General features: G+C 70.0%; 9 protein-coding genes and 1 pseudogene. 7 read left to right on the forward strand and 3 right to left on the reverse strand.

Going from position 1 to position 8,954, the window contains the following annotated elements; translation table 11 throughout:
* Window positions 1-269: 269 nt before the first annotated feature.
* Window positions 270-1,472 carry a formate-dependent phosphoribosylglycinamide formyltransferase gene (gene purT / locus AC27VN_RS23630; RefSeq protein ID WP_490878079.1) on the reverse strand — a complete coding sequence of 401 codons (1,203 nt, stop codon included), beginning with the start codon at window positions 1,470-1,472 and terminating at the stop codon, window positions 270-272.
* A gap of 183 nt (window positions 1,473-1,655) precedes the next feature.
* Here purT and AC27VN_RS23635 point away from each other — a divergent pair, with 183 nt between their 5' ends.
* The 7 genes from AC27VN_RS23635 to AC27VN_RS23665 all read left to right on the forward strand — a co-directional run bounded on the left by AC27VN_RS23635 (window position 1,656) and on the right by AC27VN_RS23665 (window position 8,215).
* Window positions 1,656-2,504: a 3-hydroxybutyryl-CoA dehydrogenase gene (locus AC27VN_RS23635; RefSeq protein WP_490878080.1), complete on the forward strand. Its 849-nt coding sequence runs from the start codon at window positions 1,656-1,658 to the stop codon at window positions 2,502-2,504.
* A 31-nt stretch (window positions 2,505-2,535) separates the two neighbouring features.
* Window positions 2,536-3,351, forward strand: coding sequence for a crotonase/enoyl-CoA hydratase family protein (locus AC27VN_RS23640; protein WP_422099704.1), 816 nt, complete (start codon window positions 2,536-2,538; stop codon window positions 3,349-3,351).
* A 38-nt stretch (window positions 3,352-3,389) separates the two neighbouring features.
* Window positions 3,390-4,727: a serine hydrolase domain-containing protein gene (locus tag AC27VN_RS23645; protein WP_490878081.1), complete on the forward strand. Its 1,338-nt coding sequence runs from the start codon at window positions 3,390-3,392 to the stop codon at window positions 4,725-4,727.
* Window positions 4,728-4,821: 94 nt separating this feature from the next.
* A complete protein-coding gene (locus AC27VN_RS23650) occupies window positions 4,822-5,271 on the forward strand; it encodes a MarR family winged helix-turn-helix transcriptional regulator (protein WP_296781540.1) in 450 nt (149 codons plus the stop codon).
* A gap of 109 nt (window positions 5,272-5,380) precedes the next feature.
* On the forward strand, window positions 5,381-5,806 hold the full coding sequence (locus tag AC27VN_RS23655) for an organic hydroperoxide resistance protein (RefSeq protein ID WP_057595126.1): 426 nt from the start codon (window positions 5,381-5,383) through the stop codon (window positions 5,804-5,806).
* Between the two features lie 205 nt (window positions 5,807-6,011).
* Complete coding sequence (locus tag AC27VN_RS23660) at window positions 6,012-7,130, forward strand: DUF2855 family protein (RefSeq protein WP_490878082.1); 1,119 nt, start codon at window positions 6,012-6,014, stop codon at window positions 7,128-7,130.
* Between the two features lie 35 nt (window positions 7,131-7,165).
* The gene (locus AC27VN_RS23665) at window positions 7,166-8,215 is read left to right on the forward strand and encodes a serine/threonine protein kinase (RefSeq protein WP_431511139.1); all 1,050 of its coding nucleotides are present in this window, start codon (window positions 7,166-7,168) and stop codon (window positions 8,213-8,215) included.
* Here AC27VN_RS23665 and AC27VN_RS23670 read toward each other — a convergent pair.
* Together AC27VN_RS23670 and AC27VN_RS23675 are read right to left on the reverse strand one after the other, a co-directional pair.
* Complete coding sequence (locus AC27VN_RS23670) at window positions 8,206-8,601, reverse strand: hypothetical protein (protein WP_093355269.1); 396 nt, start codon at window positions 8,599-8,601, stop codon at window positions 8,206-8,208. The genes AC27VN_RS23665 and AC27VN_RS23670 overlap by 10 nt on opposite strands.
* A gap of 55 nt (window positions 8,602-8,656) precedes the next feature.
* Window positions 8,657-8,954, reverse strand: a pseudogene (locus AC27VN_RS23675) (AP2 domain-containing protein); the annotation flags it as partial.

Below are 8,954 nucleotides of genomic sequence, written 5' to 3' on the forward strand. Positions count from 1 at the left end.
GGGCGACAGCGTGTGGGTCGGCGGGATGCCGCGCGCCTCGATGAAGTCGAGCAGCGCACGGGCCTGGGGATGCAGCATGGTGTCTCCGGTGGATCGATCGATCGACCCAGTGTGGAGCGCGGCGCGCGCGGACGGAATCCGCATGCACCCGCATCCCTCCCGGGCCGGCGTCTTTCGTCAGCCCCGGCACCTTGCCTGCGCCTGCGCGGCGCGGCTTGCGAAAACTGGCTACGGCTGTCGCGCGCGCAGCCTGCCGTCGACCGAAGCGATCAGGCCTGGCGCGGCTTCACGCGCGAGGCGGCTTCCTTGGCGTTGGTGCGCGCGGTCTCCACGTCGGCGGCATGCGCCAGCGCCACGCCCATGCGGCGCTTGACGAAGCTCTCGGGCTTGCCGAACAGGCGCAGGTCCACGCCCGGCACCTGCAGCGCCTCGGCCACGCCGTCGAAGACGATGCCCTGGGCATCGACGCCGCCGTAGATCACCGCGCTGGCGCCCGGGCTCTTGAGCGTGGTGTCCACCGGCAGGCCGAGGATCGCGCGCGCATGCAACTCGAACTCGTTCTGCCACTGCGTGGCCATGGTGACCATGCCGGTGTCGTGCGGCCGCGGGCTGACCTCGCTGAACCAGACCTGGTCGCCCTTGACGAACAGCTCGACGCCGAACAGGCCCTGGCCGCCGAGATCGGCCGTGACCGCCTCGGCGATCTGCTGCGCCTTCTGCAGCGCGGCAGGTGCCATCGGGTGCGGCTGCCAGCTCTCGACGTAGTCGCCGCTGACCTGCACATGGCCAATGGGCTCGCAGAACCGGGTGCTCACGGCGCCGCCGGCATCCTTGGCGCGCACCGTCAGCAGCGTGATCTCGTAGTCGAAGTCGATGAAGCCCTCGACGATCACGCGGCCATGGCTCACGCGGCCGCCGGCCATGGCGTAGTCCCAGGCCTTGCGCACATCGGCCGGGCCGTCGATCTTGCTCTGGCCCTTGCCCGAGCTGCTCATCACGGGCTTCACGATGCAGGGGTAGCCGATGCCGCCGTCGATCGCGGCCTGCAGCTCGGCGAGCGAATCGCAGAACTTGTAGGGGCTGGTGGGCACGCCCAGGGTCTCGGCGGCCAGGCGGCGGATGCCTTCGCGGTCCATCGTGAGGCGGGCGGCGCGGGCCGTGGGGATCACGCGCACCGTGCCCGCGTCCTCGAGCTGCTGCAGCATCGGCGTGGCGATGGCCTCGATCTCGGGCACCACGAGCTGCGGCTTCTCGGCCTCGATCAGCGCCTGCAGCTGCGCGGGGTCGCTCATGACGATGGTGCGCGCATGGTGGGCCACCTGCTGGCCGGGCGCGTTCTCGTAGCGGTCGACGGCGATGGTCTCGACGCCCAGGCGCTGCAGGGCGATCAGCACCTCCTTGCCGAGTTCGCCGGAGCCGAGGAGCATCACGCGGGTTGCCGAGGGGGAGAGGGGGGTGCCGAGGGTGGTCATGGCGGCTTCTGTCGGTTCGGGAGGGAAGAAAAAGAGGGGAAAAGCGCGAGCGCGCACTGTAAGCCACCCGTGTCGCCCGCGGCAACGACGCTGGCACGGGGCTGATCCACAATGGACGGCACGGCGGCTGGCCCGCCTTTTCTTTCTTTTCTTCCCCTTTCGTTTTCTCAAGGAGCATTTCTCATGGCGATTCAGACCGTCGGCATCATCGGCGCCGGCACGATGGGCAACGGCATTGCGCAGGCCTGTGCGGTGGCGGGCGTCAAGGTGGTGATGATCGACGTCGCGCAGGCGGCGGTCGACAAGGGCCTGGCCACCGTCTCGGGCAGCCTCGACCGGCTGATCAAGAAGGAAAAGCTCACGGCCGAGCAGAAGGACGCCGCGCTGGCGCTGATCCAGGGCTCGACCAACTACGACGACCTCAAGGGCGCGCAGCTCGTGATCGAGGCCGCGACCGAGAACCACGCGCTCAAGCTCAAGATCCTCAAGCAGGTCGACGAGCTCGTGGGCCCCGAGGTCATCATCGCCTCGAACACCTCCTCGATCTCGATCACGCAGCTGGCCGCCGCCACCTCGCGCGCCGACCGCTTCATCGGCATGCACTTCTTCAACCCGGTGCCGATGATGGCGCTGGTCGAGCTGATCCGCGGCTACCTCACGAGCGACGCCACCCACGACACGGTGAAGGAACTGGCCGAGCGCCTGGGCAAGTCGCCGATCACGGTGAAGAACGCGCCGGGCTTCGTGGTCAACCGCATCCTGGTGCCGATGATCAACGAGGCCTTCTTCGTGCTGTCCGAGGGCATCGCGACCGCCGAGGACATCGACGCCGGCATGAAGCTCGGCTGCAACCAGCCGATCGGCCCGCTGGCACTGGCCGACATGATCGGCCTGGACGTCTGCCTCGCGGTGATGGAGGTCTACCTCGACCAGTTCGGCGACTCCAAGTACCGCCCCTGCCCGCTGCTGAAGGAAATGGTCGCCGCCGGCCAGCTGGGCCGCAAGACCGGCCGCGGCGTCTACACCTACTGACGCGCCGAAGAACGAGGAGACAGGCAACGCCATGACCGCCACGCCCACCACCCCGCCCACCGAAGGCTGCATCGACACCCAGGTGCTCGACCACGTGCTGCTGATCGGCATCAACCGGCCCGCCAAGCGCAACGGCTGGACGCCGCCGATGTTCCGCCAGCTCGCCGAGGCCTACACCCGCCTGGACGACGACCCGAAGCTGCGCGTGGGCGTGCTGCATGCCTTCGGCGACCACTTCACGGCCGGCCTCGACCTGCCCGCGGTAGCCGACTACATGAAGCGCGGCGAGAAGGCGATCCCGCAGGGCCTGGTGGAGCCGCACGACTTCGGCCTCGAGGGCTACCGCCGGCGCACCAAGCCGATGGTGGTGGCGGTCAAGGGCATCTGCTTCACGGTGGGCATCGAGCTGATGCTCGGCGCCGACATCGTGGTGGCGGCCGACAACTGTCGCTTCTCGCAGATGGAGGTGCAGCGCGGCATCATGGCCACGGGCGGCGCCACCTTGCGCATGGCCGAGCGCGCGGGCCTCGGCAACGCGATGCTGCACCTGCTGACGGCCGACGAGTTCGGCAGCGCCGAGGCCTATCGCCTGAACTTCGTGCAGAAGGTCGTGCCCGCGGGCCAGGAGCTCGACGAGGCGCTCGCGATCGCGCAGCGCATCGCCGCGCAGGCGCCGCTCGCGGTCGTGGCCACGCGCCTCAACGTGCTCAAGGCGATCGAGCAGGGCCCGCTGGCCGCGGTCGGCGAGTTCATCGAGACGCAGAAGCGGCTGTCGAACAGCGAGGACGCGGCCGAGGGCGTGCGCTCCTTCATCGAGCGCCGGCCCGCGCGCTTCAGCGGGCGCTGACGAACGCCCCGCCCCTCCCCTCTTCTTCCATCCTCACCATGACCCTGCGACTGCGCGCGGCCCTGGCCGCCCTGACCCTCTCCGCCGTGAACACCTCCCTCCACGCCCAGGCACCGGCAGCGCCCGCGGCCCTGCCCGATCCCGCGGCCACCTCCGTCGACGCGCTCGGCTGGATGCGCGGCTTTCCGCCGCCGCCCGACAAGCAGATCACCTTCGAGAACCCCGCGGGCAACGCCTTCCCGCGCAACCGCTGGACCTTCTCGCACGTGCGCGAGGTCATGCCCACCGCCAACGTGTGGCGCGGCAGCGGCGCCGCGAGCCCGCTGCCGGCCGCCACGGGCGTGACGCCCCAGCAGATCGAGGGCATCCGCTTCAAGTCGCTGTCGGGCGAGGAGAGCACGGTCGCCCAGATGATCGCCAACACCTACACCGACGGCATCCTGGTGCTGCACCGTGGCCAGGTGGTGTACGAGAAGTACTTCGGCGCGCTCACGCCCGAGCGGCCGCACCTCGCGATGTCGGTCACCAAGTCCTTCGTCGGCACGCTCGCGGCCATCCTCGCCGACGAGGGCAAGCTCGATCCCGCGGCGCCGGTCACAAAGTACGTGCCCGAGCTCAAGGACAGCGCCTATGGCGACGCCACGGTGCGCCAGGTGATGGACATGACCATCGGCGTGCGCTACTCCGAGAACTACGCCGATCCCAAGGCCGAGATCTGGGACTACTCGCGCGCCGGCGGCTTCATTCCGCGCGCGCCCGGCTACAGCGGCCCGAAGACCTTCTACGAGTTCCTCGCGCTGCAGAAGAAGGAAGGCGCGCACGACGAGGCCTTCGGCTACAAGACCATCAATGCCGAGGTGCTGGCCTGGATCCTGCGCCGCGCCAGCAACCAGTCGCTGGCCGAGCTGCTGAGCGAGAAGATCTGGCGCCGCATCGGCGCCGAGCAGGACGCCTACTTCATGGTCGACAGCATCGGCACCGAGTCGGGCGGCGGCGGCCTCAACACCACGCTGCGCGACCTCGCGCGCTTCGGCGAAACCCTGCGCAACGGCGGCCGCGCGCCCAACGGGCAGCAGGTGTTCCCGAAGGCGGTGGTCGACGACATCCGCCGCGGCGGCGACACCGCCAAGTTCGCGAAGGCCGGCTACGGCCTTCTGCCGGGCTGGTCGTACCGCAACATGTGGTGGGTGTCGAACAACGCGCACGGCGCCTACATGGCGCGCGGCATCCACGGCCAGAGCATCTACGTGGACCCGGCGGCGCAGATGGTGATCGTGCGCTACGCGGCGCATCCGGTGGCGGCGAACGCGGGCAACGATCCGCTGACGCTGCCGGGCTTTGCCGCGGTGGCCGATGCCCTGATGAAGCGCCCCTGAGTTTTCCTGCCCTCTCCCGCCGGGAGAGGGACCCGAAAACCCCGTCGCACGAAATACTTTGCACACAATTTAATTGAGTGCCATAATTCGGCCCATGCCCTCCCTCACGCAAGACGAACTCCTGAAGCTGGACAACCAGCTCTGCTTCGCCATGTACTCCGCCTCGCTGGCCATGACCCGCCTGTACAAGCCGCTGCTCGACAAGCTCGGTCTCACCTACCCGCAGTACCTGGTGATGCTCGCCCTGTGGGAAAAAGACGGCCCCATGGTCTCCGAACTCGGCGAGCGCGTCTCGCTCGACTCCGGCACGCTCACCCCGCTGCTCAAGCGCCTCGAGGCCAACGGCTTCGTGGCCCGCGTGCGCGACGTGGCCGACGAGCGCCGCGTGCACATCACGCTCACGGCCGCGGGCCGCCGCCTCAAGTCGCGCGCGGGCCACGTGCCCGAATGCCTGCTCGCGGCCTCCGAATGCTCGGTGCCCGAGCTCGTGGACCTCACCCACCAGATTCAAGCGCTGCGCGACCGCATCCGCAAGGCCGCCTGAGCAAGCAAGCCATTTCAATCACTACAACAGGTTTCTCCCGCCGCGTGCCATTCCGGACCACGACGGCTTTCTTCAACCACCGTTCCACTTCGACCAAGGAAACATCACCATGACCACCAAGCTCGACAAAGTGCTCTACACCGCCCAGGCCCACACCACGGGCGGCCGCGACGGCGCCGGCAAATCCAGCGACGGCGCGATCGACGTCCAGCTGAGCTCGCCCGGTTCGGGCAAGCCCGGCACCAACCCCGAGCAGCTGTTCGCGGTCGGCTACGCCGCCTGCTTCATCGGCGCGATGAAGGCCGTGGGCCCGAAGATCGGCGTCAAGGTGCCGGACGACGTGGCGATCGACTCCAGCGTCTCCCTCGGCCCGACGAATGGCGGCGCCGCCTACGGCATCGCGGTCAAGCTCGCGATCACGCTGCCCGGCCTCGACGCCGAACAGAAGCAGAAGCTGGTCGACACGGCCCACCAAGTCTGCCCGTACTCGAACGCCACGCGCGGCAACATCGACGTCGAACTGACGATCGCCTGAGCCCCCGCGCTCCACGACGAAGCCCCGCGCCGCGGGGCTTTTTTGCGTGCGCGCGCTTGTCCCGCGTGCGACGCGCGCGACGCCGGCGCGATGGCGCCTTTCACGAAGCTTGGCTAACGTGGCGTGCACTCACCGGTGCGTCGCGACGCACCCCTTGCCACCCCAGCGGCCGGAACGCCGCGCAGCCACGGAGCTTCGACACGCCATGAGCACCACCCTCAGCCTGCAGATCCGCAAGAGCCAACTGGGCGACACCCGCCTCGACGACAGCACCGACACGCCACTGGCCGACGGCCAGGTGCGCGTGCGCATCGACAGCTTCGCGCTGACCTCGAACAACATCACCTACGCCGCCTTCGGCGACGCCATGAGCTACTGGCGCTTCTTCCCCACCGGCGACGAGGCCTGGGGCAACATCCCCGTGTGGGGCTTCGCGAGCGTGGTGCAGTCGCTGCATCCGGGCGTGGCCGTGGGCGAGCGCCTCTACGGCTACTGGCCCATGGCCACCGGCGCGGTGCTGAGCCCGACGCGGCTGTCGCCCGAGCGCTTCGCCGACGGCGCCGCGCACCGCGCCGAGCTGCCGGTGGTCTACAACCAGTACTTCCGCTGCAATGCCGACCCGCTCTACACCGCCGACAGCGAGGACACGCAGGCGCTGCTGCGCCCGCTGTTCATCACCTCCTGGCTGATCGACGACTTCATGGCCGACAACGACTTCTTCGGCGCGCGCACCATGCTGCTGTCGAGCGCCTCGAGCAAGACGGCCTACGGCACCGCGTTCCAGCTGCACCAGCGCGAAGGCATCGAGGTGGTCGGCCTGACCTCGGCCGCCAACGTCGGCTACTGCGAGAGCCTGGGCTGCTACCACCGCGTGCTGCGCTACGACGCGCTCGACGAATTGCCCGCCGACACGCCCTGCGTCTACATCGACTTCGCGGGCAACGGCGCGCTGCGCGAGGCGATCCATGCGCGCTTCACGGGCCTGCGCTACAGCTGCGCGATCGGCGGCACGCATGTCGACGAACTGGCCTCGAAGGGCGCCACCCGCGAGCTCGCGGGCCCGCGCGCCACGCTGTTCTTCGCGCCCGCGCAGATCAAGAAGCGCACCGCCGAATGGAGCGCCGAGGAATTCAGCCGCCGCATGGTGGCGGCCTGGCAGGCCTTCACCGCGCGCGCGACCGATGCCGCGAGCCCCTGGCTGCGCGCCGAGCACCACCACGGCGGCGCGGCCGCGCAGGCGGCCTATGCCCAGGTGCTGGCCGGCAAGGGCGATCCGCGCACCGGCCACATCCTGTCGCTGCACGCGCACCCCGGCGGCCTCTGAAAAGCGCGCGGGGTGCGGGCGACGACAATCGCCGCATGATTCCCGATTCCCCCGCGGCGCCCGCCGGCCACCCTGCCCATCCCTACGAGAGCCTCACGCCCGACGTGGTGCTCGACGCGCTCGCGGGCCTCGGCCTGCACGGCGACGGCCGGCTCACCGGGCTCAACTCCTACGAGAACCGGGTCTACCAGGTGCACCTCGAAGACCCGCAGCCGCACCCGGCCGTGGTGGTCAAGTTCTACCGGCCCGGCCGCTGGAGCGAGGCCGAGATCCTCGAGGAGCATGCCTTCTCGCTCGAACTGGCCGCGGCCGAGGTCCCCGCCGTGCCGCCGCTGGCCTTCGGCGGCGCCACCTTGCACCGCCATGCCGGCTTCGCCTTCAGCGTGAGCCCCTACCGCGGCGGCCGCGCGCCCGAGCTCGACGACTTCGAGGTGCTCGAATGGGTCGGGCGCTTTCTCGCGCGCATCCACACCGTGGGCGCCGCGCGCCCGTTCGAGGCGCGGCCCGCGCTCGACCTGCAGAACTTCGGCACCGCCTCGCGCGACTGGCTGCTGGCGAACGACAAGCTGCCGCTCGACGTGCAGCGCGACTGGGAGAAGGCCTGCAACGAGGCGCTGGCGATGATCGCCGCGACCCCGCTTTCGAGCGCGGCGGCCACCGGCGACGGCCCGCGCAAGCTGCGGCTGCATGGCGACGTGCACCCCGGCAACATCCTCTGGACCCCGACCGACCGCCCCCACGGCGGCCCGCACTTCGTCGACCTCGACGACGCGCGCACCGGCTTCGCGGTGCAGGACCTGTGGATGCTGCTGTCGGGCGAGCGCGCCCAGCGCACCGCGCAGCTCTCGGGGCTGCTCGACGGCTACGAGCAGTTCCGCGAATTCGACCGCCGCGAGCTCGCGCTGATCGAGCCGCTGCGCACGCTGCGCCTGATCCACTACAGCGCCTGGCTCGCGCGGCGCTGGGAAGACCCGATCTTCCCGATCAACTTCCCCTGGTTCGGCAGCAGCGACTACTGGAAGGGCCAGGTCCAGATGCTGCAGGACCAGTGCGAGGCGATGGCCGAGGACCCGATCTACGCCTGAACGGCCGGCGCCGACAGCCGGCGGATCTCCTCGCGCACGATCTCGCGGTGGTGGTGCGAGGGCGAGAGGCCGATGAACTGCGTGTACTTCTCGAGCGCGGCGGCCACGTTGCCGGCGTCCTCGAGGTCCAGCGCCTCGAGCATCAGCTGGGTGAACAGCCGGTTGGCATCGGCCTCGCGGCGCGAGGCCACGAGCGTGCGCGGCTGCAGCTCGGGCTGCTCGGCATAGATCCGGCGCTGCACCTCGATCAGCTCGACCATCGCGCGGCCGATGCGGTGCACCTGCTCGGTGGCCGGCTCGAGGCCGCAGGCCCGCACGTCGGCCGCGGCCTGGTCGAGCAGGTGCGAGGCCACGCGCAGCAGCCGGTTCAGCGATTTGAGGCTCATGGCAGCACCGCCCCGGCCGTGCCCGCGGGCCCGGCCTTGCACGCACGCGCCGCCATCAGGACGCCAGCTCCGCGTCGTCGAGCTGCCGCTTGAGCGCGAGCTGCGTCTCGCGCTCGGCGATCGCGAGGCGCTTGGCCGCCTGCTCGCCATGGGTCTTCACCGAGAAGGCCTTGCTGACGGTGCCGCGCCCGGCGATGAAGGTGATCGCCATCCAGTAGCCCGGATGGTCGGGCCGCGGCGACTTGAACTGCACGCCGCTGGTGCCGCTCGAGTTGTTGCGGCGCACGATCTCCGCGCGCGAGAGCCGCGGCGTGCGCGCGCGCGGCGCGGCATCGGTCTCGCGGCGGATCGCC

Source organism: Variovorax sp. 20P10.2.4 (assembly GCF_058244205.1).

Coding starts and splice junctions, on each gene's coding strand:
- purT (WP_490878079.1), bottom strand. CDS start 1,472: ATGACCACCCTCGGCACCCCCCTCTCCCCCTCGGCAACCCGCGTGATG.
- AC27VN_RS23635 (WP_490878080.1), top strand. CDS start 1,656: ATGGCGATTCAGACCGTCGGCATCATCGGCGCCGGCACGATGGGCAAC.
- AC27VN_RS23640 (WP_422099704.1), top strand. CDS start 2,536: ATGACCGCCACGCCCACCACCCCGCCCACCGAAGGCTGCATCGACACC.
- AC27VN_RS23645 (WP_490878081.1), top strand. CDS start 3,390: ATGACCCTGCGACTGCGCGCGGCCCTGGCCGCCCTGACCCTCTCCGCC.
- AC27VN_RS23650 (WP_296781540.1), top strand. CDS start 4,822: ATGCCCTCCCTCACGCAAGACGAACTCCTGAAGCTGGACAACCAGCTC.
- AC27VN_RS23655 (WP_057595126.1), top strand. CDS start 5,381: ATGACCACCAAGCTCGACAAAGTGCTCTACACCGCCCAGGCCCACACC.
- AC27VN_RS23660 (WP_490878082.1), top strand. CDS start 6,012: ATGAGCACCACCCTCAGCCTGCAGATCCGCAAGAGCCAACTGGGCGAC.
- AC27VN_RS23665 (WP_431511139.1), top strand. CDS start 7,166: ATGATTCCCGATTCCCCCGCGGCGCCCGCCGGCCACCCTGCCCATCCC.
- AC27VN_RS23670 (WP_093355269.1), bottom strand. CDS start 8,601: ATGAGCCTCAAATCGCTGAACCGGCTGCTGCGCGTGGCCTCGCACCTG.